This window comes from Mycobacterium sp. NPDC050853, from assembly GCF_040653875.1.
In the GTDB taxonomy this organism is placed as follows: domain Bacteria; phylum Actinomycetota; class Actinomycetes; order Mycobacteriales; family Mycobacteriaceae; genus Mycobacterium.
The window spans coordinates 77,802-100,926 of record NZ_JBFAGW010000001.1; the positions used below are offsets into that span (position 1 = coordinate 77,802).

Sequence of the window (23,125 nt, forward strand, 5' to 3'; positions counted from 1 at the left end):
GTCGAGCAGATCATGTTCATCGCTTGGTGAGAGAGCTCCCGACGATTCCAGGCAGCGCGATGTTTCATGGGTGCAGTAGAAGGTAAGGGCATATTGTGTTGGAATGCGCGTCAAAGCGTTTCTCAGCGGGTCGTAGGCCACTGTGTTGCGACTTATGTTCACCGCTGATGATTTCGCTTTAACGCGATTTCTGCCTATGCCTGCCCCCTTGTTGGAGATGAAGTTTGCGACACGTGCGCTGCGGCAAGGCGTTTCCACACCGTGGGGCGAGCGGTGGCGTTGTCGGGCCCTGGCCGCATTCCCCATATCGGCGGCTCCGAGACGGGCAGTAGTGAGCCACTTTTCGTGGTCATTATCGCCAACTGTGCTGGGCGACAATTTCGATGAGGGTATGCATTCCATCCAACAACTGGATCAGCAACAAGCGAACGCAGAATTGGCCGCCTTCGGGCGCGGCCCCACCGAAGGCGCCGGCGCGCCGCACTATCTCCGGCACGCCCTCGCAGGCGATCGCGAGGCCATGTTGACGTTGGGTCGCATGACGACAAGCGCATATAGGGCTGTGTTAGAGCCATACTGGCCCGATATCCAGGCGAATCATCAGATTGAGCTTGTCCGACAAGGGCGCACGCTGGCACGCCACGGTGTGCGAGGCACACTCGGCACACTGGTCCCCGGTGCCCGGTGGAAAGGCGATTGCCTTGAGATCGACAGCCCGCAACGTCACACCATCGCATTGCGTGGGCGGGGCCTTGTGTTGACGCCCAGCGTCTTCTGGGCGGGGCCACCATTAGTCGGCGAACTTGACGACCAACCCATCGTCTTGGCTTACCCTGCACCAATCGATTTGACCATCGGTGTCGGCGCCGAATCCGACCCGCTCGCAGCGATACTCGGATCAACCCGAGCGGCCGTGCTGCGCGTGCTGACGGATGAGCACACCACCGGCGACATCGCCCGACATCTCGGTATCAGCCCCGCGTCAGCGTCCGAACACACATCGGCGCTGCGGCAGGCGCGGTTGGTACGGAGCCGCCGCGACGGCAAAGCGGTCATTCACGACGCCACCGCGCTGGGCCTGGACCTGATCGACGCGAACCGCCGGTAGCCGTCCGGAGGCACTTCGGTAACAGATGCGCGCGCCACTGTTGACAACGGCAGTTGTTAACGTTCTCATTGTAGGACGCGAACCGCTCCCTGGAGGCAACGATGCCAAGCACAGCCGCACACGCCACGACACCGCGTTCGGCGGGCCTGCCGCCACGAGGTGACGACCAGACCCGAATTTGGCGACGCGGGGACGGCGCCACCCCGGCCGGTCAACGCACCGGCCCCGACGGGCACCCGGACTACGGCTACTTCGGACCGGACTCGGTGACCTGGAAGGTGTTCCTGCATCCTTCGGTCGCACCGATGATCGTCCTGGTGACGGCACTCCTGGAGGGCAGCCACGAAGGCCTGCAGGCCGTCGAGATCAACCACGATCCGGTGTTTACCAAGAGCAAGAACAATCAGGTCGACTTCGATGACACCGTCAAACGCATTCAACGCACCGCCGGAGTCCCGATACCGATGATCTTCGGCGACACCGCCAGCGCCGACGCCCTCGCCGCGCACCTACGCCACTACCACCGAAACATGAAGGGGGTCATCCCCGGCACCGACCGGCCCTACGATGCGCAGGGACCGGCGCTGATTCTCTTTGCACATGTGACGATCATGCACGCGGCGCTGCGGATCTACGAGAACACGCCCGCTCTTGGACGTCTGATCCCCCGCCGCTTACCCAAAGGCGAACGCGACCAATTCTTTTCGGAGGTCAAGGCGTTCGCCGAGCTCATGGGTGCCGATCCCGATACGGTGCCCGTGACCTCCGATGAGGTAGCGGCCTACTACGAGTCGATCGAATCCGAATACCGGATGGTGCAAGGGTTCGTGCCGGGCGGTGTGCGATTCGCGTTGTCGGTGATCAGGAACGCCCGCAGCTTTGGCGGGTTGACGGCGGCTGCGGTGGCCGCGATCACGCTGGTCACCGCTATCCCCTCGGTTGCGGTGGTACCACCAAAGGTGCGGCGCCATATGGGAATTCCCCGAATAGCCGACCCGGTGTTGGTCATGCTGCTGCGACTGACGCAGCCCGCGTTCATCCCCTTCACCATCGAACCGATTGCCCGCGAGATCTCCCGCCTGTTCATCGGCAACGATGGAATTACCCTGGGCGAGAATGCTCGCGAGCTCATGGAGCGCTCGGCCTAAGACATCACACTCGCAGCGCGGTGAACGGCGCGATCGGAATCATCCTGATGACGAACCACGCCACGAACACCACCAGGGTGACCGTCGATACCCATCCACCTATCCACGGCGGATTCCAATCGGCATCCTCCCGCCAGCGGCTGCGCGTCCACGCGATAAAGCAGACCGCGAGAAACCCCAAGGCCACCAACGCAACCGCGTTGTAACGCAGTGCACCGAGAACGTCCCCGTGCATCAGCGAGTAGACCATGCGCAGGCCGCCACACCCTGGGCAGTCGAGCCCGGTCAGTGCCTTGAACGGGCACCCCGGGAGCACTCCCCCGGGTGTCGTCGGGTCCGCAAACCATATTGCCGCGCAACCCACTGCCGCCATACCCGCCACTGCGGCGGGGGCAACGAGCCGGGAGGCGACGGAGGTCGAGCGGGACGCAGTCATCGAGTTCCAGTATCCACCGAACCCCGGCAGGAGATCTCAATCCGCAGAGCTGTCCCCAGTCCCCGGCACGAGCTCGATGCGATGCGGACGTCTCCGTTTTTTCTGATATTTCATCAAACCGCAATCAAGACACTCGTCTTAACATACCGTCCGAATTGGAGAACAGCGTCGTTTCGTCCACCAAGGAGAGTGCCCCACATGCCATTTCCGAATGTTCATTCTAATTTTCGACATCGCCTTCGCGCGGTCGCCGGTGCCGCCCCAGCGGCAGCGCTAATTGCCACCGGCTTGATTTGCGTTTCGGCCGGTGAGTCACCGGCCACGCCGGCCATCGGGCTCGTCAACGATGAAACAAGCGATGCCGCAGCCGGTGGTAGCACCGCCCCCGGCGATAGCGGCACCATGAACCCGGGGATAAACCCTTGGGCAGAGGCATCGGAGGCTGGGGCCCAAGCCGGAATGCAGCCGACAGCCCCGGCCTTAAACCAAAACCCTCAAGCGCACCCAGACCTCCGGGCCTATTCGCGCCGGGCGGCCTCTTCGGCCCCCAAGCCACCCGCGGTTACCAACCCGGGAAACCTGGCTCCAACCGGCCCGGTAAACAGTGGCTTCCGAAACGGTAGGGACAGCAGCAACCCGGTACTGAAGCCCAGCGCGCCGAGTGTCACCGCCCAGGTGCCGGCGAAGCCCAATACACCGAGCGTAAGCAGTCCAAAACCCGGTGCACCTGCCGCCGTAAACGCACCAAAGCCCAGCACACCAGGCAGCGGCGGACCCGTATTCCAGAAGCCCAAACCAAGCGGTCCGCCGACCCTTTAAACGAGTACCGAGAGGAACCCCCGCCCTGACCCGAGCGGGGGTTCCGTCTCAAGTCGGAATCGGCTAACTAGGGCCCGATGTTTGATCGCTTCGAGGGAGCCAACATCACTGCGGTAGCCCTCTCAACCAGATCATCTTCCAGCTCTGATACTTCAGGACCGGAATCGGGAAATGCTTCCCAAGTCGCCATGGCGACGATTATCAACGCGTACGCCGATAGCGTTCGAGATCCCTCTAACATCCGGGAAAGGCCGGTGCGGCCGGAGAGCCTATTGGTCACTTCGACAGAACTGCTGGACTGAAGGCCGCTAAGAACTATCTTGGCGAGGCTGGGATCGAGCAGAGATTGGGCCAGGAAACGTGCGTAACAACTTCCGGGCTTACCGGAGACTGCCCGAGTGAACGGCAGAACCACAATTCTCATGAGATCGCGTACCGAGTAGTCACCTGCCGCGTCAAGCTCGGCGAGCATCTCACATCGTGCCTCGTCAATCGGACCCAAACGGGCCTCTAACACTGCCGCAACCAACCCTTCGCGACTTCCAAAGTGATACTGCACAGCGCTGTTGTTGTATTGCCCGGCTCGTAATCCGGCCTTACGCAATGAGAGTGCGGAAAGTCCACTCTCGGCCACGATCGCTTCAGCCGCGTCAATCAGGGCAAGCTGAACGTCGCTAAATGTCATATCTATGAAGCCCGCACCTTTCCGTCCGATATCGCATCATCTGGTGCATCTTGCCGGACAGGCAGGGGCTCCGTCAGAGTAAGCGGGGCTGTGACCTTGTAGGCCGCCAGATTGCCTGTGTTATCCGGCGAGAGCGGCCCGCTGCCGATTGACACCATTCCCACTGAGAGACAACGACACCGCCCGAGGCCTACGCGCAAAAGCCCCCGACACCAAAGGGCGCCGGGGGCTTTTGCGTCGATTGAGACTAGGCAGTCTCGGTGATCGGCCGGTCGACCCAGCTCATCAGGTCGCGCAGCTTCTTGCCGGTGACCTCGATCGGGTGCTCGGCGTTCTCCTTGCGCAGACCTTCGAGCTCCTTGTTGCCGCCCTCGACGTTGGCGACGAGGCGCTTGACGAAGGTGCCGTCCTGGATGTCCTTGAGGATGTCCTTCATCCGCTCCTTGGTGCCTGCGTCGATGACACGCGGACCACTGAGGTACCCGCCGAACTCCGCGGTGTCGGACACCGAGTAGTTCATGCGGGCGATGCCGCCCTCGTACATGAGGTCGACGATCAGCTTGAGCTCGTGCAGCACCTCGAAGTACGCCATCTCGGGGGCGTACCCGGCCTCGACCATGACCTCGAAACCGGTCTTGACCAGTTCCTCGGTGCCACCGCAGAGCACAGCCTGCTCACCGAACAGGTCGGTCTCGGTCTCTTCCTTGAAGTCGGTCTTGATGACGCCGGCCCGGGTCCCACCGATGCCCTTGGCGTAGGACAGCGCGAGCGCCTGGCCTTCACCCTTGGGGTCCTGGTGCACGGCGATGAGCGCGGGCACACCCTTGCCATCGACGAACTGCCGGCGAACCAGGTGGCCTGGGCCCTTCGGGGCGACCATTCCGACGGTGACATTGGCCGGAGGCTTGATCAGACCGAAGTGGATATTCAGCCCGTGGCCGAAGAACAGCGCATCGCCGTCCTTCAGATGCGGCTCGATCTCATTCTTGAAGATCTCGGCCTGCGCGGTGTCGGGCGCGAGCACCATGATCACGTCGGCCCACTTGGCGACCTCTTCGGGGGTGTCGACCTCGAGGCCCTGCTCGGTGACCTTCTCGCGGGACTTGGAGTCCTCACGCAGACCGACCTTCACCTGAACGCCGGAGTCACGCAGGCTCAGCGAGTGCGCGTGCCCCTGGCTGCCGTACCCGATAACACCAACCTTGCGCCCCTGAATGAGGGTCAGGTCCGCATCGTCGTCGTAGAACATCTCAACTGCCACAGTGCTTTTCCCTTCTTACCTTTTAAAATCAGATCTTATTTGGCGGCGGCGATGGACCGCGGGCCACGCGATAGCGCGACCACACCGGACTGCACGATCTCCCGAATACCGTACGGGTCGAGCATCCGCATCAGTGCATCCAGCTTGGACTGGGTGCCCGTCGCCTCGATGGTCACCGATTCCGGCGACACATCGACAACCTTCGCGCGGAACAGGTTCACCACTTCGATCACCTGTGCGCGCACCGTCGCATCGGCGCGCACCTTGACGAGCACCAGCTCACGAGCCACCGAATTGGCCTCGTCCTGTTCGACGATCTTGATCACGTTGATGAGCTTGTTGAGCTGCTTGGTGACCTGTTCCAGCGGAAAATCGTCGACGGTGACGACGATTGTCATGCGCGATATGCCTTTGAGCTCCGTCGGCCCCACCGCCAGCGAGGCGATGTTGAAGCCACGACGAGAAAACAACGCGGAGACACGAGCGAGCACGCCGGGACGGTCCTCGACCAGAACGCTCAGAGTATGGGTACTTGTCATTCCTGTCCCTCCGCGGGAGCCGCGATATCGTCGTCGTCGAACAGCGGCCGGATGCCCCGGGCCGCCATGATCTCGTCATTGCTGGTGCCGGCCGCGACCATCGGCCACACCTGCGCGTCGGCACCGACAATGAAGTCGATGACCACCGGGCGATCGTTGATGGCACGCGCCTCTTCAATCACCTTGGCCACGTCCTCTTCACGCTCGCAACGCAATCCGACGCAGCCGAGCGCCTCGGCCAGCTTCACGAAATCGGGGATGCGGCGCGAGTGCGTCGCCAGGTCGGTCTGCGAGTAGCGCTTGTCGTAGAACAAGGTCTGCCATTGACGGACCATGCCCAGGTTGCCGTTGTTGATGAGCGCCACCTTGATGGGCACGCCCTCGATGGCACACGTGGCCAGCTCCTGGTTGGTCATCTGGAAGCAGCCGTCACCGTCGATGGCCCACACCTCGGCCTCCGGCCGCGCCATCTTGGCGCCCATGGCGGCGGGAACCGCGAAGCCCATGGTGCCCAGACCACCGGAGTTGAGCCAGGTGCGCGGGTTCTCGTACTTGATGAACTGCGCGGCCCACATCTGGTGCTGCCCAACGCCCGCCACATAGACCGCCTCGGGTCCGGCTATCCGGCCCAACGTCTCGATGACGAACTCCGGGCCCAGGCTGCCGTCGTGCTGCGCGTCGTATCCCAGCGGGTACCGCGTGCGGAGGTCATCCAGGTACACCCACCAGTCGGACAGATCCGTGGCAGTGCCGGTTGCGCGGTCCGCCTTGATGGACTCGATCAGTTCGGTGATGACGTTCTTCACATCACCGACGATCGGCACATCGGCGTGACGGTTCTTACCGATTTCGGCGGGGTCGATATCGGCGTGAATCACCTTGGCATCGGGGGCAAACGATTCCAGCTGCCCGGTCACCCGGTCGTCGAACCGTGCACCCAGGGTGATCAGCAGGTCGCTGCGCTGCAGCGCGGCCACCGCACCGACGGTGCCGTGCATCCCGGGCATACCCATATGCAGCTGGTGGCTGTCGGGGAATGCGCCGCGCGCCATGAGGGTGGTGACGACGGGGATGCCGGTCAGCTCGGCCAACTCTTTGAGCTCCGGGGACGCGTCCGCGCGGATGACACCGCCACCGACGTACAGCACTGGACGCTTGGCCGCGGTGATGAGCCGGACCGCCTCGCGGACCTGCTTGCCATGCGGCTTGGTGACGGGCTTGTAGCCGGGCAGGTACATCTGCGGCGGCCAGCTGAACGTGGTCTGCGCCTGCAGGACATCCTTGGGGATATCGACGAGCACCGCCCCCGGACGCCCGCTCTGTGCGATGTAGAAGGCCTCGGCCATGACCCGCGGGATGTCCTCGGCGTTGTACACCAGGAAGTTGTGCTTCGTGATCGGCATGGTGATGCCGGAGATGTCCGCCTCCTGGAAGGCATCGGTGCCGATCATGCTGCGGCCCACCTGCCCGGTGATCGCGACCACCGGGATGGAGTCCATCTGTGCATCGGCCAGCGGGGTGACCAGGTTCGTCGCGCCCGGACCGGAGGTGGCCATCATGACGCCGACCTTGCCGGTGGCGTGCGCGTAGCCACTTGCCGCGTGCCCCGCACCCTGCTCATGGCGCACCAGGACATGGCGGACCTTGGTCGAGTCGTACAGCGGGTCGTACACGGGCAGGACCGCACCGCCGGGAATACCGAAGATGACCTCGACACCGAGCTCCTCAAGCGACCGCACTACCGACTGCGCGCCGGAGACGCGCTGGGGTGCGACGACATTGGGCTCAGGAGCCGCCGCTGGCTTGGGCTTCGTAGGTGCGCTCATCGTGGTCTGTCCTCTTGTTGTGGCTGTAGTGAAACCTATGGCAACAAAAAACCCCCGCCAGCGGTCTGCTGTACGAGGGTTGCGCGTCGAGTGTGCGCGAGTTGCCTTGGACTCGGGCTACGCGTCGACGCGCATACCGATTACTACGAGCAAGGTGTGGTTGTTCACACCGGGCACGGTAGTCGTTTCTAGAGGTCCGAGTCAAATTGCCCCCATAAGGGACAATGGGCGAATGGCCGAGTCTGATCCTCTTCGCGCAAGCGGCTCATCGGAGCCTGATCCTCTTCGCGCAAGCGGCTCATCGGAGCCTGATCCTCTTCGCGCAAGCGGCTCATCGACGACGAAGCGCACCGTGATCCGCATATCGCCGATGGCGCATTTCATGTCCGGGTTTCTGGCGCTCGGCATCCTGACCTTCGTCCTGTACCAGCCGATCCTCGCGCCACTGCTGGTCATCCCGGTCGTCATCTCCTACGCGGTCGTCAGGTACTTCACGGCGGTCGATACCGAGTCGGTACAGGTGCGGACGCTGACATCCATCCGCACGTTGCCGTGGACCGATGTGAAGGGGCTCAGCTTCGACAAGCACGCCTGGGCGCAGGCCAATCTCACCGACGGCACCGGCCTACGGCTGCCGGCCGTGACGTTCTCGACGCTGCCCATCCTGTCGGCGGCCAGTAACGGCCGAGTGCCGAACCCCTATGAAGGCGTCATCCGCGACTAGGCGGCCGCACGCTCCTGCATGCCCCACGGGGCACCGAAGGTATTGAGTCGATCGAGGAACGGCAGGCTGTCGAACGCCTCGGGGCCGAGCACCCCGGCACCGCTCCACGCACCCTCGGCGAGCAGCTCCAGGGCCACGATCGGGTTGACGGCGGTCTGCCACACCACGCATTGGGCGCCGTCACGCGCCATCGTCCATTCGTTGTCGACGACGTGATGCAGATAGACCTCGCGGGGCCTGCCGTCCTTACCGGTGCCGGTCACCCACAGCCCGGCACAGGTGGCCCCGCGCATCAGATGCCCCAGCCCGGCCGGGTCCGGCAGGCACGCCGCCACCACATCACGCGGGCTGACGGCCGCATCGCCACCTCCGGCACGAACACTGACCGGGTCGGTGCTGTCGAGCCCGAGGAGATGCAATGTGCGCAGCACGTTGATGAACTCTGCGCCGAGGCCGTATTTGAAGGTCACTCGCCGGGCGTTCACCCAGCGCGGCATGAGCACCACTTCCTCATGTTCGACGTTGACGCACTCGACGGGTCCGATACCTCCCGGAAAGTCGAAAACCTCTGGCTCGCTGAAGGGTTCGGTCGTGAAGAATCCCTTATCGCGTTCCCAGATCAGCGGCGGGTTGAGGCATTCCTCGATGGTCGTCCAGATGGAGAACGACGGAGCGAATCGGTGCCCCTGCACCTCCAGGTTGGATCCGTCGCGGGTGCCCAGCTCGTCGATCTCGGAGAACAGGTGATCGGCGGCGTACCGCGCGAAGATGTCACTAAGCCCTGGTTCGACCCCGATGCCCACGAGCGCCAACAGCCCTGCAGACTCCCACTTTTCGGCGGTGGCGAACTGTTCATCGCCAAGCATCACCCCGGGCAGCTCGTACGGCTGGTCCGGATGACGATGCGAGAGGCTCATCGCCATATCGAGGTAGGTCACCCCGGCCGCGAAACATCCCTCGAAGACGCTCATGACGAATCGAGGATCAACAGCGTTGAGAGCATGCGTGATTCGATGCTCACGGCACAGAGCCGTGACGTCCTCGGTCGAGGAGGCATCGATGCGGGCCGCGGTGAACCGGGGATCGCCGAGGCGATCGACCACAGCCTGCGCCCGCGCGATGTCGTAGTCCGCGATCACGAGTGTTTCGAAGAACTCCCGGCGCGCCGCAATGAGCGCGGCCGCACTGCCCACTCCTCCCGCGCCCACGATGAGGACTCTCATGTCTATAACCGGGCCCAGGCCGCGGTGAGCACTCCCCGCAGGATCTCCTCGATCGCGTCGAACTCGCGTGGCCCGCTAATCAACGGTGGCGCAAGCTGAATCACCGGGTCACCACGGTCGTCGGCCCGGCAGTACAGCCCCGCCTCCCAGAGCGCCGAGGACAGGAAGCCGCGCAGTAATCTTTCGCTTTCTTCACTGCTGAAGGTCGCTTTGCTCTGCTTATCCTTGACCAGTTCGATTCCGTAGAAGTACCCCTCACCACGCACGTCACCGACGATCGGCAGGTCGTGGAGTTTTTCCAGGGTAGAGCGGAACACCGGCGCGTTCTCGCGCACCCGATCGTTGAGCCCCTCGCGCTCGAAGATGTCGAGATTGGCAAGTGCCACGGCGGCCGATACCGGATGTCCGCCAAAGGTATATCCGTGCGGGAAGGTGGTCTTACCGTCATTGAACGGTTCGAACAGCCGGTCGGTGGCGATCATCGCTCCGATCGGCGAGTACCCGGATGTCATGCCCTTGGCACAGGTGATGATGTCCGGCGCGTACCCGAAATCCTCACAGGCGAACATCGATCCGATGCGGCCGAAGGCGCAAATCACCTCATCGGAAACCAGCAGCACGTCGTACTCATCGCAGATTTCGCGCACCCGCTCGAAATAGCCCGGCGGCGGAGGGAAGCAACCGCCCGCGTTCTGCACGGGCTCGAGGAACACCGCCGCGACGGTATCGGGCCCCTCGAATTCGATGGCCTCGGCGATCCTGTCGGCACAGTATCGCCCGAATGCCTTGGGGTCGTGCGCATACGGATCCGGTGCGCGATAGAAGTTGGTGTTCGGTGCGCGGAACCCACCCGGGGTCAACGGCTCAAACGGCGCCTTGAACGCGGGCAGGCCGGTGATGGCAAGTGCCCCCTGAGGGGTCCCGTGATAGGCGATGGCGCGCGAAATCACCTTGTACTTGCCGGGTTTCCCAGTCAGCTTGAAGAACTGTTTGGCCAGTTTCCACGCGCTTTCCACCGCCTCTCCCCCGCCGGTGGTGAAGAAGACCCGGTTCAGATCACCTGGGGCGTACCCGGCGATGCGATCGGCGAGTTCGATCGCGGTCGGGGTGGCGTACGACCACAGTGGGAAGAAGGCGAGCTTCTCGGCTTGGCGCGCCGCTGCTTCCGCCAGCTCGGTGCGTCCGTGCCCGACCTGCACCACGAACAATCCGGAGAGACCATCGAGGTAACTCTTGCCGCGGTCATCCCAGATGGTCACCCCCTCGCCGCGAGTGATGATGGGTGGCGTGATGCCCTCGCCGTGCCGGGCGAAGTGGCCCCAGAGATGGCGGGCCGCCTTTTCCTGCAGGTCGCCTGAAATATCGTGTGCTACATCGACGGTTGTCACCGTGTACCCCAATTATATTGCTGTTTAACTAATTTCAGATAGACCAGAGTCTCCGTGGAGGTCACCCCCGGCACCGCGCGGATCTGCTTGTTCAGCAGGTCCAGCAGGTCGTCGTCGTCCTCGCAGACCACCTCAACGATTGCGTCGAAGGTTCCGGCGGTCAGCACCACGTAGTCGACGGTCTGGATTTCCGCCAGCCGCTCGGCCACCTCGGTGGTGTCACCCGAGCACTTGATGCCGATCATGGCTTGACGTGCGAACCCGAGCTGCATGGGATCGGTGACCGCCACGATCTGCATGACGCCGGCATCGATCATGCGTTGTACCCGTTGACGCACGGCGGCTTCGGAGAGCCCCACTGACTTTCCGATGGTGGCGTAGGGACGCCGGCCATCCTGCTGAAGCTCCTCGACGATCGCCTTGGAGACGTCGTCGAGCTGGAAGGCAGCGGAGCTGTTACCGGGATCGGCGACGCGCAACAAGCGTCGTGTCGTATTGGCCACGAGGTCGATTGTGCACGGATTCCATCGCCTAACGCAATGATTTACGACGAATTACCGCCGAGGATGGGTTACAGACGATGGAATCCGTGGATTCACGATACTGTTGGCGAGGTGAGCGTTCCCAGCAGCTGGATCAATGGCCACCCCGTCACGACCAGCGGAGAAGCGCACCGTGTGATCAATCCGGCGACCGGCACTGTCGTCGCGGAACTGGCCTTGGCCACCCCCGCCGATGTGGATGCGGCGGTGACGGCGGCTAAAGCCGCGGGACCCGGTTGGGCCTCGTCGACACCCGCCGAGCGCGCGACGGTCCTGGCCAAACTGGCCGCCGCGATGACCGCCGATGCCGACACGCTCGTGGCCGAGGAGGTCGCCCAGACCGGCAAGCCGGTGCGGCTGGCCAGCGAGTTCGATGTACCCGGCAGCATCGACAACGTCGAGTTCTTCGCCGGTGCCGCAAGACATCTGGAGGGCAAGGCAACGGCCGAATACTCGGCCGATCACACCTCCAGCATCCGGCGACAGGCAGCCGGGGTGGTCGCCACCATCAGCCCATGGAACTACCCGCTGCAAATGGCCGTATGGAAGGTGTTGCCCGCGCTGGCCGCGGGATGCACGGTGGTGATCAAGCCGAGTGAGCTGACGCCGCTGACCACCTTGACCTTGGCACGTCTGGCCGCCGAGGCCGAACTGCCCGAGGGCGTGCTCAATGTCGTGACCGGGCGCGGCGATGATGTCGGCGCCGCACTCGCCGGACATCCCGACGTGGACCTGGTGACCTTCACCGGGTCCACTGCAATCGGCCGAAAAGTAATGGCGGCGGCGGCAATTCACGGCCATCGCACACAACTGGAACTCGGCGGCAAGGCCCCCTTCGTGGTGTTCGACGATGCCGACCTGGACGCCGCGATCCAGGGTGCGGTCGCGGGAGCGATCATCAACTCCGGCCAGGACTGCACCGCCGCAACCCGCGCCATCGTCGCCCACGACCTGTACGACGACTTCGTCGCGGGGGTTGGCGAGGTGATGAACAAGGTCGTCGTCGGCGACCCCATGGATCCGAATACCGATATCGGACCGTTGATTTCGGCCGCACACCGCGACAGGGTGTCGAAGATCGTGGACCGCGCCCCCACACAGGGTGGCCGGATCGTCACCGGCGGAACCTCTCCCGATCTACCGGGATCCTTCTACCGGCCCACGCTGATCGCCGATGTGGCGGAGTCGTCCGAGGCCTACCGTAACGAGATCTTCGGTCCGGTGCTCACCGTGCGGTCCTTCACCGATGACGACGACGCGCTGCGCCAGGCCAATGACACCGCCTACGGCCTCGCCGCCTCGGTGTGGACGCGGGACATCTACCGCGCACAGCGGGCCTCGCGGGACATCAAGGCTGGATGCGTGTGGATCAACGATCACATCCCGATAGTCAGCGAGATGCCACACGGCGGATTCGGCGCGTCCGGCTTCGGCAAGGACATGTCCGACTACTCCCTGGAGGAGTACCTCACCATCAAGCACGTCATGAGCGATATCACCGGCACCGCCGAAAAAGATTGGCACCGGACGATATTTGCCAAGCGCTAGGGGCTACTCGTCCAGGCGGCCGTTGATCAGGCCCGCAAGTTTCGTGAGGCTCTCGGTGATCGCGCGGCGCTCAACACCGGAGAGCCCCGCGAACACCTCATGCTGAGCCGCACGAAAGGCCGACTGCGCCTTATTGACCCGTGCCCGCCCGGCCGCCGACAGACCCACCAGGACCAGCCTGTCATCGGATGAAGAACGGGCGCGCTGCACGATGCCCCGCTCCTCCAGCTGCTTGAGCGCCCGGGTTGCCGTCGGCACCGCCACCCCGGCAGTGGCGGCGAGCTGACTGACCGGCATCGAACGCTGGTCAAGCAGTGCGGCCAGCAGCTCAAGCTGAGACCGACTCAGCCCGGCCTGCGTGCCCGTGGGCGAGGTACGCCCCCTGCGCATCGCGAAATACACGACGTCTGTGGCCGCAACCAAGTCTTCGATCTCCTGCGCTAAACCTTCATCCGGACGCGTTGACACCGCCGCAGTCTAACGCGTTAGCATGACAATAGTTAGCATGCTAACGTTATGGAGAACTGACGAAGGGACCGACACATGCGAGTAGCAGTCATCGGCGCGGGAATCGGCGGCCTGACCACCGCTGTGGCGTTGCGCACCAAGGGCATCGACGTCAAAGTCTTTGAGAAAGCACACCAATTGCGCGAGGCAGGCGCGGGTGTGGTTATCGCCAAGAACGGTCTGCGGGCCCTCGACAGTGCCGGTCTTCTGGACCGGGTGCGGGCCATCGGCGCCCCCATCCACCGCTCGACATGGCACACCTGGAACGGCGAGAGCGTCCCGATGCCGCCGGCCTGGCCCGCCGTCAGCCCCGACCGGCCCGTGACCTCGCTGCCCGTGCACCGCGGCCAGCTGCAGGCCGCACTGCTGGGCGCCCTGCCGCAGGGCACCGTCGAACTGGGCCGCTCCTGCCTGGACCTCGTTGAAACGCCCGAGGGCGTGCGCATTCTGTTCGACGACGGATCCGAGGAACGCGCCGATATCGTCGTGGGCGCCGACGGTATCCATTCGGTAGTGCAGCGCGTCGTCGCCGGGCCGGTGGAGCTGTCCAGCGAGGGCATCATGGCCTACCGAGGTTTGATCCCGGTCGAACGTCTGGGTGGCACAGTCGATCTGGACTGCATGCAGATGTGGCTCGGCCCCGGGCGCAGTTTCCTCATCTATCCGGTCTCGCGGGGCCAGATGCTCAACGTGGTGGCCTTCACCGCAAGCAATCTCGATGCGGAGGAATCCTGGACTGCCCCGGGCGATGTCGAGGAGCTGGCCGCCGAGTTTGGCGAGTGGGCCCAACCGGTGCGGCATGTCGTCGCGGCCATGACCGAGACCTTCCGCTGGGGTCTCTACGACCGAAAGCCGTTGCGGTGCTGGTCGACCGATCGCATCACGCTCATCGGCGATGCCGCTCACCCGATGACTCCGCATCTGGGTCAGGGCGCAAATATGTCGATCGAGGACGCGGTGGTGCTGGCCACCGTGCTGGCGGACGCATCAGACACCGACATCCCCGGGCGGCTGGCGCTTTACGAGTCGCTGCGCCGCGACCGCACCAGCCGGGTGCAGCAGAACGCACGACAGTCGGGTCGCATCTACCGCGCCACCGACCTCAGCCCGCAGCAGCAGGCCGAGGGGCTCACCGCCATCCTGGCCGACGACTGGATCCCCGACTATGACGCCGCGGCCGCCGCCAACGAGGCCTTGGCAGCACGCTAGCGCGTCAACGGTCCCGGCTGAACTCCTCGCCCGTCTGCGGATTCAACGCCACCTCCCCCTCCGGGAGATTGGACAGATCGGTGGCGATGACGGTCTGCTGCGCCTCAACCGCGTCAGGTAAGCCGAAGTGCGCGGTGGGTCCTGCGGGCGCCAGCACCAGATCGGCACTGCGCCGTGGCAGCGTCGTCCCCTGGAAGAACGGTGGAGCGGCCACCCGCCAGAGCAGCATCACCACGACACCGAGCACCAGGGCACCGATCCCGACGACCGCGACGGCCCCCACCCCGAAGAGAGTGACGTTGTTGCCGGCGTCATCGATGAGCCAGTCGGGCTTGGCGTACTGGATCAGCCCGTAGGCGAAGATGACCGTAAGGGCGATTCCGCCGAGCAAGGGGATCGCACCACGCATCAGGAAATTGCGCGCACTCTGCGCGAGTGTCCGGCGGTAAAACCACACACACGCGAAGCCCGTGAGCCCGTAGTAGAAGGCGATCATCAGGCCGACCGATCCGATCAGCGCGGTGAGCAGGTTGGTGCTGATGATCGTAAATAGCACGTAGCAGACGATCGAGACAGCACCCATCGCCACGGTGGAGGTGGTTGGCGTCAGATACGTGCGGTGGATCGACGCGAACGAGTCGGGCAGCGCCTTGTAGACACCCATCGACAGGGTGGTGCGGGCCGTCGGCAGGATCGTGGTCTGGGTGCAGGCCGACGCCGACGTCAGGATGGAGGCCGAGAGCAGGAGCATCCCTACATGCCCGAGGAAGCTATCCCCGAAGAGTTCGGGTCCGATGGCCGCGAACACGTCAGCGGCGTTCTCCTGATTGCCCAGCCCAATACCCTCGGTGCCCACCCCGGCGAAGGCGACGGCGGCCACGCTCACCAGCGCGTAGGTGGCCAGCAGCAGGAACGTGGACAGCACTGCGGCCCGCCCGGGCGTGCGTCCCGGGTCATCGGATTCCTCATTGCATGCCACCGCGGTATCCCAGCCCCAGTAGATGAAGATCGTTGTCAGCACGGCGGGTGCGATGACCGTGCCGAAGTCCATACCCCCGGGCCAGAACCAGGACAGCGACGGCAGCAGCGAGTAGGCCTCGGCGTTATGGGTGTAGACCTTGATCAACGCGATGATCGACACGGCAACCAGGACAACCATCTCGACCAGCAAGAGTGCGTACTGCAGGCGCACCGAGACTTCGATACCGCGGTAACAGATGTACGTCATGATCACGATCCAGAGGACGCCTGCCACTGTCGACCACAGGGTGCTGTCGGCCAGACTGGCCGCCGCGGTCCACCCCAGATCACCGACAAACGTGAACGAATAGGCGCCCGCGATCTGGGCCAAGTTAGCCATCACGATGACATCGGCGGCGATGATCCCCCAGCCGCCGAGCCATCCGACAATCGGACCGAAGGTCCGGGACGCCCAGGTAAAGGTGGTGCCGCAGTCCGGTTCGGCCTTGTTCAGCTCCTGATAGGCCACCGCGATGAGGTAAATCGGGATAAAGGAGATCAGCACGATGGCGGGCGCCTTGACCCCGGCCAGCAGGGCGCCGCCGCTGGCGACGATCAACCCCAGGGTGGCGGCCAAACTGTAGGCCGGTGCCGTAGAGGCGAGCCCGACGACGACGCTGGAAAGCAGCCCCATCGCGCCGCCCTTGAGCCCCTTGCTCTCCACTGCACTGTCTGAGCTCATGCGCGTCTCCTCGCTCGGCCGAATGCGAGCAGAATACGGTTTCCGTTGAGATTTCGCCCAACATGATCGGAATCCGTTTAACGCAGCAGCCTCTGCAGTGCTGAGCAGCCGTCGAAACTACGGTTTACGACGCATTTCGCAATTGACTGACGTGCGACACCGCGTATCGGTGCAGAAACATGGTTAGGCCAGCGGATTTGTTCCGTTGAGGAACACCCAGATGGCGGCCGCAGCACCCAAGCCCAGCAGCACCGCGGCGAAGGACCCGACAAACGGCCTGCGGGCCCAGCCGCGTCCGGCGTCAAACCCGTACCGACCAGGGCCGACGAGGATCACCGCAATGATCGCGACGATCATCAGCAGCTCGAACTCGTGCCCCGCGGGCCAGAAGATCGCATAGCGATTCGCTTTGTCCGCCACCATGTCGGACAGCAGCACATTCACCATGAAGGCCAGCGCGGCCGCACCCGCCAGTGGCGTGAGCAGGCCCAGAACCAGCAGCACCCCGGCGCCCAGCTCCGCCGTCACACCGACATAGGTAAGGATGTCGGCGTATTTGAAGCCACGATCTCCGAGAGTCGCTTCAAAGCCGTTGAGCCCGGTCCCACCCCACCAGCCAAAAACCTTGCGCAGCCCGTGGGCGATGAGCACCGCACCCACTCCGACACGCAGCAACAACAGTCCCAGGTCTTGGGTGCCACGACGGTCGCCCGTCGGGTCCTGGCTTCCCCACGGTGCAGCGTGTCGTGCCTGCACCGCCTCGGAAGATATCTGGGTGGTAGCAGGTTCGGCATAGGGCAGCGGCGCTGGATCGTACAACGGTCCAACCTCTTTCACGTCGTGGGAGCTCGTCAGCTTCTCCGCCTGATAATGCGGGATTGCCGTGGTCTCGAAGTCGCCGCCATAGTTGGCGGACGGCACATCATCTTCAGGGTCGACCAGTTCAGGCGGCTTACGCCACACCTGTGGATCGTCCGAATGACCGGTCACGGCCCAAGAGTAAGTCCATTAGAGGCCCGAATGTGGCGAGCAACGCCGTAAGGTCCGTAATCTTGCGGGCATGCTCATTCGCTGCCGGAGCCGCAGAGCCGGCGACATCCGGCTAAATCCCGTGAAGGGACCGACCAATGAGCCATCGGGGAAAAGACTGATTGTCGGTTCGATGGCGGCGGTAACCGCAGCGGTGACGCTGCTATCGGGTTGTGTGCGGTTCAATCCCACGCAGGATCAGCCGTTTACCGAGGTTCCCAGGCGTGGGGTCGCCCAAACCACGACCACCCCGCCGCCGCCGCTGCCCGGTAAGCCGTTTCCCAAGCAGTGCCCCGCCGAGGGCGTGATGCAGGGATGCCTGGAAGCCACCAGCGGGCTCATCATGGGCAGTGACGGCAAGACCGCATTGGTCGCCGAGCGCGCGACCGGTGTCATCAAAGAGATCGCGACGAGCGCCGAGCCGAAGGTGAAGACGGTCATTCCCGTCGACCCCTCGGGGGACGGCGGACTGTCCGATATCGTGCTCTCCCCCTCGTACCAACAGGACCGGCTGATGTACGCCTACATCAGCACCCCCACCGACAACCGGGTGATTCGCGTCGCCGACGGAGATGTGCCCAAGGATATCCTCACCGGAATTCCCAAGGGCCCCACCGGCAATGCGGGATCGTTGGCTTTCACCAGCCCCACCACTCTGGTCGTGCAAACCGGCAATGCCGGTAATCCCGGATCGGCAAACGACCCGAACTCGCTGGCAGGCAAGGTGATCCGCCTAGAGCAGCCCACCACGCTGGGCCAGGTACCGCCGACGACCGCGATTTCCGGTATCGGCGAAGGTGGCGCCATGTGTGTGGATGCCGCCAACGGCGCGCTGTATGTCACCGACCGCTCGCCCGCGGGTGACCGGCTGCAAAAGCTCACCAAGGACGGCAAGATCTCGACGGTGTGGAACTGGCCGGACAAGCCTGGTGTGGCCGGATGCGCAGCACTGGACAACTCGGTGATGGTCAACCTGGTGTTCAACCAGACCACGGTGGTGGTGCGCCAGAACCCCGAGACCGGCGCGGTCACCGGCGATCCCGAGGTGCTCCGCCAAAAGGAGCAGCACGGTCACGTGCGGTCGCTGAAGCTCTCGGCCGACGGCAACGTCTGGGGCGGTTCCATCAACAAGGACTTCGGTACCGCCACCGACACCGAGGACGTGGTGTTCCCGCTGTTCCCGAAGGGCGGCGGATTCCCCCGCGCCAATGACGACCTGGACTAGCTAGCTCTGGCCGCAGGCCTTGAGCACCAGGTCCTTGACCTGCGCCGCGTCGGCCTGACCCTTGGTGGCCTTCATCACCGCGCCGACGATGGCACCGGCGGCCGCCACCTTGCCATCGCGGATCTTCTGCGCGACATCGGCATTGGCAGCCAGGGCCTCGTCGACGGCGGCCTGGATCACCGAATCGTCGCGCACCATAACCAGTCCGCGGGCAGTCATCACCTGTTCGGGCTCACCCTCCCCGGCGAGCACCCCATCGATCACCTGCCGGGCCAGCTTGTTGGACAGCTTGCCGTCGTTGACCAGCACGACGACGGCAGCCACCTGGGCCGGGGTGATAGGAAGCGCAGCCAAGTCGACTTCACGCGAATTGGCTTGCTGCACAAGGTAGTTGCCCCACCACGAGCGGGCCTCCTCGCTGCCGGCCCCCTCAGCGACGGTGGCCTGCACCAGCTCGACGGCGCCGTTGTTCACCAGGTCGCGCATCACCTCATCAGAGACACCCCACTCCTGCTGAATGCGGCCCAGCCGCAACCAGGGCAGCTCCGGAAGGGTGCCGCGTAGCCGCTCGACCAGCTCGGCGCTTGGTGCGACGGGCTCGAGATCGGGTTCAGGGAAGTACCGGTAATCCTCGGCGGTTTCCTTGCGCCGCCCGGCGCTGGTGCTGCCGTCCTGCTCCAGGAAGTGCCGCGTCTCCTGGATGATCTCGTCACCCGCGTCGAGAACCGCTGCCTGGCGCCGCATTTCATAGCGGACCGCCACCTCGACACTCTTGAGCGAGTTGACGTTCTTGGTCTCGGTGCGGGTGCCGAACTCAGCGGCACCGGCGGGCATGAGCGATACGTTGGCATCGCAGCGCATTGACCCGTGGTCCATCCGCACATCGGAAACATCCAGAGCCCGCAACAGGTCTCGCAGCGCCGTCACATAGGCGCGAGCGATCTCCGGTGCCCGCGCCCCCGTGCCCTCGATGGGCTTGGTGACGATCTCGACGAGCGGTACACCGGCTCGGTTGTAGTCCAGAAGAGACTCGGTGGCCCCCGAAATGCGGCCCGTCTCACTGCCGATATGCGTCAGCTTGCCGGTGTCCTCTTCCATATGGGCACGCTCGATCTGGACCCGCCAGATGGTCCCGTCGTCCAGCGGGACGTCGAGGTAGCCGTTGAAGGCGATCGGCTCGTCGTACTGAGAGATCTGGTAGTTCTTCGGCTGGTCCGGGTAGAAGTAGTTCTTGCGGGCGAACCGGCCCCACGGGGCAATCTCACAGTTAAGCGCCAGCCCGATGCGGATGGCCGATTCGATGGCCTTCTCGTTGACGACGGGCAGCGAGCCCGGCAGACCCAGGCAGACCGGGCAGATCTGGGTGTTCGGCTCGGAGCCAAATTCCGTAGGGCAGCCACAGAACATCTTGGTGGCCGTGGACAGTTCGACGTGGACCTCCATGCCGAGCACCGGCTCGTATCGGGTCAACACGTCGTCGTAGTCCAACAGTTCAGTCATGCTGCGATCCTAATGGGTCGGCTTTACGCGCCGAGCAGACGCTTATTGCACACAAATCGCAGGTGGCGTGTGCAATAAGCGTCTGCTCGCCAAGGACCCCTCAGCCGAAGAACGCGGCGGCGTCCTCGTAGCGATTCTTCGGCACCAGCTTCAACTGCCGAGTCGCCTCCGCCAACGGCACCCGCCCGATCTCCTGCCCCCGCAGCGACACCATGATCCCGTACTCCCCGGCATGGGCGGCGTCAGCCGCATTCACGCCGAATCGGGTTGCCAGCACCCTGTCAAACGGCGTCGGGGTACCACCACGCTGCACATGACCGAGCACGGTGGTGCGTACCTCTTTATTGATGCGCTTCTCGATCTCCGCCCCCAGCTGCTGGGCCACCCCGGTGAATCGCTGATGCCCGAACTCGTCAATTCCCCCGTCACGCAGCTCCATCGACCCTTCGGCGGGCTTGGCGCCCTCGGCCACCACACAGATGAAATGCGAATCCCCGCGCTGGAAGCGGCCTTTGATGAGGCGACACACTTCTTCCACGTCGAACGGCACTTCGGGGATCAACGTCATATGCGCACCGGAGGCCAGCCCGGCGTGCAGCGCGATCCACCCCGCATGCCTGCCCATCACCTCTACCAGCATGACCCGCTGGTGGGATTCGGCCGTGCTGTGCAGCCGGTCGATGGCGTCGGTGGCGATGGTCAGCGCCGTATCGAACCCGAAAGTGACATCAGTGCAATCGATATCGTTATCGATGGTCTTGGGCACACCGACCACGGGTACGTTCTCGTCGGCGAGCCAGCTGGCCGCCGTCAGCGTGCCTTCCCCGCCGATAGGGATGAGCACGTCAATCCCGTTGTCGTCGAGGGTCTGCTTGATCTGGTGCAGCCCGGCCCGCAACGTGTCGGGGTTGGTACGCGCGGTGCCGAGCACAGTGCCGCCCTTGGTGAGCAGCCGGTCATTGCGGTCATCGTTGGCCAGTTGAATACGCCGGTTCTCCAGCAGACCCCGCCAGCCGTCCTGAAAACCAACGACCTGCGAGTCGTAGCGGTTGGCACAGGTTCGTACCACCGCACGGATGACGGCATTGAGTCCGGGACAGTCTCCGCCACCGGTGAGCACTCCGATACGCATAGCCCCATCATGCCCGCGACTGCGCCGAGCGGCAGCGCTACGAGGCTTTCGGCAGCCGGCTCGGAACGCTCAGCGTGAACCCGGCCCATACCTCGCGACGGTCGGTGCCAAGGTTGTCCTCGACGCGTGGCTCGCGGTCGAAGACCATCACCGGCCAGTCCGGACCACGGTATAACGGCCAGTCTTCACTCGGAAATCCGTTGCGCGCAAACGCTACCCACCGTTGCTGCACGTCATCGACAACTCGTGATGCATCGCGATGGGTGATGCTGCCCGCCAGCAGCGCCCCGGCGGGTCCACGGTAGTTGCCGAAAACCGCAGGCAGCTCGGTCGCATGGGATCCCTTCAAGCCGGCGGCCCGCACCGTCCAAGGTGCGTAGTCGAATTGGTAGACGTACACCGGCGCGAATTGTTGGTGCGCCTGAGCGATCCGCCACACCGAGGACGTGAAGAACATGTCTCCCGCCAGCCGCAACCGTGCTTCCTTCGATGGGTATCCCGGGTAGGCGGCGACGATCCGTTCCCGATAACCGGGACCTCCGCGCGCGAGAATCTCCTGCTGCTCGGCCTCGGACAGCGGCATCGCCTTGATCACCTTCGTGAAGAGCCTGGCTTCGTCGGCATTGCTGCCAATGATCAGTGGAACCCGTTGCGCGTCACCGTGTTCTATGGCTTCCACGGGAAGCCTCGGCAGATAGTCGCCGTCGGCCGAAGGCCCGAACGGGAACCCGCCCTCCGCGATCAACTTCCGCTGCGCGCGCAGCAGTTGCCTCGGCGAGGCATTCATGACGGCCACGGCGGCGTTATCGGATGTGGCGCCGAGGAGTTCGGCGAATCGCCGGGCATCGTGTGCGACCGAATCAGCGGTAGCAGCGAGGCCACTGGCGGTGCTTTGGATGATCGCGCGATGGAACAATCCCGCTGCGGCCGGGGTGACCATCAGGGTCTCGACGCCGCTGCCGCCCGCACTCTCGCCGAAAATGGTCACGTTGTCCGGGTCGCCCCCGAAGGCGCGAACGTTGTCGCGGACCCACCGCAGCGCCAATACAAGATCACGCAGGTACACGTTGCTTTCGATGACGTGATCGGCATCGGACAACGAAGACAGGTCGAATGCACCCAGCGCACCCACGCGATAGTTCGCCGACACGTATACGCATCCGCGGCGCGCCAGTATCGAACCCTCGTAGGGCGGGCTGCTGGAACTACCAAGGAAGTAGCCGCCACCATAGATGTAGAACATCACCGGTAGCGGCCCGTCCGGCAAGTCCTCCGGCGTCACCACATTGAGCGTCAGGCAGTCCTCACTGCGCCGTTTTTGCGGCGTGAATACCTTCGGCTGAATCGGCGCGGCACCGAAGCTCCGACATTTGCGCACTCCCTCCCAGGGCTGCACGGGATGGGGCGCCCGCAGCCGCAGCGGCCCTACCGGAGGTTCGGCATAAGGGATTCCACGGAAACGGCGCATACCGCGCCGGATAGAACCTTCGACCTCACCACTGTGGGTCGCTACGCGTGGGGGCGCCAATGCCATAAGAGCGAATCTAGCGGTGGGCCGGTGCACGCACTAGAGC

21 protein-coding genes are annotated in these 23,125 nt (G+C 64.1%); 6 read left to right on the plus strand and 15 right to left on the minus strand.

All coding sequences use genetic code 11. From position 1 onward, the window contains the following. The first annotated feature begins 142 nt into the window (after positions 1-142). Together AB0H22_RS00405 and AB0H22_RS00410 are read left to right on the plus strand one after the other, a co-directional pair. Positions 143-1,108: a helix-turn-helix domain-containing protein gene (locus tag AB0H22_RS00405; RefSeq protein ID WP_180748210.1), complete on the plus strand. Its 966-nt coding sequence runs from the start codon at positions 143-145 to the stop codon at positions 1,106-1,108. A gap of 101 nt (positions 1,109-1,209) precedes the next feature. After that, positions 1,210-2,256, plus strand: coding sequence for an oxygenase MpaB family protein (locus AB0H22_RS00410; protein ID WP_180748211.1), 1,047 nt, complete (start codon positions 1,210-1,212; stop codon positions 2,254-2,256). Between the two features lie 4 nt (positions 2,257-2,260). Here AB0H22_RS00410 and AB0H22_RS00415 read toward each other — a convergent pair whose 3' ends face one another. The 6 genes from AB0H22_RS00415 to AB0H22_RS00440 all read right to left on the minus strand — a co-directional run bounded on the left by AB0H22_RS00415 (position 2,261) and on the right by AB0H22_RS00440 (position 7,822). Continuing rightward, a complete protein-coding gene (locus AB0H22_RS00415) occupies positions 2,261-2,692 on the minus strand; it encodes a DUF2752 domain-containing protein (protein WP_180748212.1) in 432 nt (143 codons plus the stop codon). Positions 2,693-3,210: 518 nt separating this feature from the next. After that, positions 3,211-3,486 (minus strand): hypothetical protein, encoded by a 276-nt coding sequence (locus tag AB0H22_RS00420; protein WP_358144043.1) that lies wholly within the window; start codon positions 3,484-3,486, stop codon positions 3,211-3,213. 92 nt (positions 3,487-3,578) lie between these two features. Then, entirely contained in the window at positions 3,579-4,196 is a 618-nt protein-coding gene (locus tag AB0H22_RS00425) for a TetR/AcrR family transcriptional regulator (protein WP_358144045.1), read from the minus strand. A gap of 247 nt (positions 4,197-4,443) precedes the next feature. Then, a complete protein-coding gene (gene ilvC / locus AB0H22_RS00430) occupies positions 4,444-5,445 on the minus strand; it encodes a ketol-acid reductoisomerase (protein ID WP_180749657.1) in 1,002 nt (333 codons plus the stop codon). Between the two features lie 47 nt (positions 5,446-5,492). Then, the gene (gene ilvN, locus AB0H22_RS00435) at positions 5,493-5,996 is read right to left on the minus strand and encodes an acetolactate synthase small subunit (RefSeq protein ID WP_078323958.1); all 504 of its coding nucleotides are present in this window, start codon (positions 5,994-5,996) and stop codon (positions 5,493-5,495) included. Beyond that, positions 5,993-7,822, minus strand: coding sequence for an acetolactate synthase large subunit (locus AB0H22_RS00440; protein WP_180748214.1), 1,830 nt, complete (start codon positions 7,820-7,822; stop codon positions 5,993-5,995). Before AB0H22_RS00440 ends, ilvN begins: the two co-directional genes overlap by 4 nt. A 370-nt stretch (positions 7,823-8,192) precedes the next feature. Here AB0H22_RS00440 and AB0H22_RS00445 point away from each other — a divergent pair, with 370 nt between their 5' ends. Further along, entirely contained in the window at positions 8,193-8,546 is a 354-nt protein-coding gene (locus AB0H22_RS00445) for a PH domain-containing protein (protein ID WP_255485691.1), read from the plus strand. Here AB0H22_RS00445 and AB0H22_RS00450 read toward each other — a convergent pair. From AB0H22_RS00450 to AB0H22_RS00460, 3 genes are read right to left on the minus strand one after another with little or no spacing between them, the layout of a single operon-like run. Continuing rightward, a complete protein-coding gene (locus AB0H22_RS00450) occupies positions 8,543-9,769 on the minus strand; it encodes a saccharopine dehydrogenase C-terminal domain-containing protein (protein WP_358144049.1) in 1,227 nt (408 codons plus the stop codon). The two genes, AB0H22_RS00445 and AB0H22_RS00450, sit on opposite strands and share 4 nt — an antisense overlap. 2 nt (positions 9,770-9,771) lie before the next feature. Then, complete coding sequence (locus tag AB0H22_RS00455) at positions 9,772-11,157, minus strand: aspartate aminotransferase family protein (RefSeq protein WP_180748217.1); 1,386 nt, start codon at positions 11,155-11,157, stop codon at positions 9,772-9,774. Then, positions 11,154-11,660: an Lrp/AsnC family transcriptional regulator gene (locus tag AB0H22_RS00460; RefSeq protein ID WP_180748218.1), complete on the minus strand. Its 507-nt coding sequence runs from the start codon at positions 11,658-11,660 to the stop codon at positions 11,154-11,156. The genes AB0H22_RS00455 and AB0H22_RS00460 overlap by 4 nt, the downstream gene beginning before the upstream one ends. A gap of 111 nt (positions 11,661-11,771) precedes the next feature. Between AB0H22_RS00460 and AB0H22_RS00465 the strand changes: the two genes are divergently transcribed. Further along, the gene (locus AB0H22_RS00465) at positions 11,772-13,247 is read left to right on the plus strand and encodes a gamma-aminobutyraldehyde dehydrogenase (RefSeq protein ID WP_180748219.1); all 1,476 of its coding nucleotides are present in this window, start codon (positions 11,772-11,774) and stop codon (positions 13,245-13,247) included. A 3-nt stretch (positions 13,248-13,250) separates the two neighbouring features. Here AB0H22_RS00465 and AB0H22_RS00470 read toward each other — a convergent pair whose 3' ends face one another. Continuing rightward, positions 13,251-13,637, minus strand: coding sequence for a MarR family transcriptional regulator (locus AB0H22_RS00470; RefSeq protein ID WP_358145963.1), 387 nt, complete (start codon positions 13,635-13,637; stop codon positions 13,251-13,253). 153 nt (positions 13,638-13,790) lie between these two features. Here AB0H22_RS00470 and AB0H22_RS00475 point away from each other — a divergent pair, with 153 nt between their 5' ends. Next, positions 13,791-14,963 carry an FAD-dependent monooxygenase gene (locus AB0H22_RS00475; RefSeq protein ID WP_358144053.1) on the plus strand — a complete coding sequence of 391 codons (1,173 nt, stop codon included), beginning with the start codon at positions 13,791-13,793 and terminating at the stop codon, positions 14,961-14,963. Between the two features lie 4 nt (positions 14,964-14,967). Here the strand turns inward: AB0H22_RS00475 and AB0H22_RS00480 are convergent, their stop codons facing one another. Further along, a complete protein-coding gene (locus AB0H22_RS00480) occupies positions 14,968-16,665 on the minus strand; it encodes an APC family permease (protein WP_180748221.1) in 1,698 nt (565 codons plus the stop codon). A 183-nt stretch (positions 16,666-16,848) separates the two neighbouring features. Next, positions 16,849-17,655 (minus strand): DoxX family protein, encoded by an 807-nt coding sequence (locus AB0H22_RS00485; RefSeq protein ID WP_358144055.1) that lies wholly within the window; start codon positions 17,653-17,655, stop codon positions 16,849-16,851. Positions 17,656-17,827: 172 nt separating this feature from the next. Between AB0H22_RS00485 and AB0H22_RS00490 the strand changes: the two genes are divergently transcribed. Then, positions 17,828-18,919: a PQQ-dependent sugar dehydrogenase gene (locus tag AB0H22_RS00490; protein WP_255485576.1), complete on the plus strand. Its 1,092-nt coding sequence runs from the start codon at positions 17,828-17,830 to the stop codon at positions 18,917-18,919. Here the strand turns inward: AB0H22_RS00490 and gatB are convergent, their stop codons facing one another. The 3 genes from gatB to AB0H22_RS00505 all read right to left on the minus strand — a co-directional run bounded on the left by gatB (position 18,920) and on the right by AB0H22_RS00505 (position 23,085). Then, positions 18,920-20,419, minus strand: a complete 1,500-nt coding sequence (gatB, locus tag AB0H22_RS00495; RefSeq protein ID WP_358144058.1) for an Asp-tRNA(Asn)/Glu-tRNA(Gln) amidotransferase subunit GatB — start codon at positions 20,417-20,419, stop codon at positions 18,920-18,922. Positions 20,420-20,519: 100 nt separating this feature from the next. Then, the gene (locus tag AB0H22_RS00500; protein WP_180748226.1) at positions 20,520-21,551 is read right to left on the minus strand and encodes an ATP-dependent 6-phosphofructokinase; all 1,032 of its coding nucleotides are present in this window, start codon (positions 21,549-21,551) and stop codon (positions 20,520-20,522) included. Positions 21,552-21,588: 37 nt separating this feature from the next. Continuing rightward, positions 21,589-23,085, minus strand: a complete 1,497-nt coding sequence (locus AB0H22_RS00505; RefSeq protein WP_358144060.1) for a carboxylesterase/lipase family protein — start codon at positions 23,083-23,085, stop codon at positions 21,589-21,591. Positions 23,086-23,125 lie beyond the last annotated feature (40 nt).